This is a genomic window from Vibrio sp. 779(2023) (genome assembly GCF_033344285.1).
In the GTDB taxonomy this organism is placed as follows: Bacteria; Pseudomonadota; Gammaproteobacteria; order Enterobacterales; family Vibrionaceae; genus Vibrio; species Vibrio alginolyticus.
Genome location: NZ_JAWPOM010000209.1, coordinates 1 through 1,074 on the forward strand (window position 1 = coordinate 1; position 1,074 = coordinate 1,074).

A 1,074-nucleotide genomic window follows, 5' to 3' on the forward strand; every position below is an offset into this window, starting at 1 on the left:
GCATTTCTTTATGAGAATGGTAGGATAAAGCCAAATCCAAACAGCATTGAGAAGATCATGACACAATCCACACCGATTCGCATTGCAACTCGAAAAAGCCCACTTGCACTATGGCAAGCTCATTTTGTTAAAGACGCTCTTCAAGCCGCTCATCCTGGCTTGGAAGTCGAGTTGGTAACCATGGTGACCAAAGGTGACGTGATTTTGGATACACCGCTGGCTAAAGTTGGTGGCAAAGGCTTGTTCGTTAAAGAACTTGAAGTTGCCATGCTTGAAGGCCGCGCCGATCTAGCCGTGCACTCAATGAAAGACGTACCTGTCGACTTCCCTGAAGGCCTTGGCCTCGTGACCATTTGCGAGCGCGAAGACCCTCGCGACGCCTTCGTTTCTAATACCTATAGCAACATTGATGAACTCCCTCAAGGTGCGGTCGTCGGTACTTGCAGTTTGCGTCGCCAATGCCAACTGAAAGAATACCGCCCAGACATCATTATCAAAGAACTGCGTGGCAACGTGGGGACTCGACTTGGCAAACTGGATGCGGGTGAGTACGACGCTATCATTCTTGCAGCCGCAGGTCTAAAGCGCTTGAAATTGGAAGACCGAATTCGCAGCTTTATCGAACCAGAACAATCACTGCCAGCGGTTGGCCAAGGCGCAGTCGGTATTGAATGCCGCGTAGACGACGAACGCTTACTCAAACTTCTGGAGCCACTCAACCATAAAGACACCGCCGATCGCGTGTTGTGCGAACGTGCCATGAACCTAACTCTTGAAGGTGGCTGTCAGGTGCCAATCGGTAGCTACGCGCTACTTGAAGGTGATGAAATTTGGCTTCGCGCGCTAGTCGGTGAACCCGATGGCAGCGAAATTGTGCGTGGCGAAGTGCGTGGTCACCGTAAAGATGGAGAAGCGCTCGGTATCCAGTTGGCTAACGAGCTACTTGATAACGGTGCCCGCGACATTCTAACCAAGCTGTACGCAGACCACGATTAATCATGGCAGTGTTGGTCACTCGGCCGGGAGAGCAAGGCAGCGCGCTTTGCTCTCTGCTCGAAAGGCACGGCATTTCCG

At 51.9% G+C, this 1,074-nt stretch carries 1 protein-coding gene and 1 pseudogene; both read left to right on the plus strand.

The features are described 5' to 3' along the window. Window positions 1-57: 57 nt before the first annotated feature. On the plus strand, window positions 58-996 hold the full coding sequence (gene hemC / locus R8O70_RS26130) for a hydroxymethylbilane synthase (protein ID WP_023583978.1): 939 nt from the start codon (window positions 58-60) through the stop codon (window positions 994-996). Window positions 997-998: 2 nt separating this feature from the next. Next, a pseudogene (locus R8O70_RS26135) lies at window positions 999-1,074 on the plus strand (uroporphyrinogen-III synthase); the annotation flags it as partial.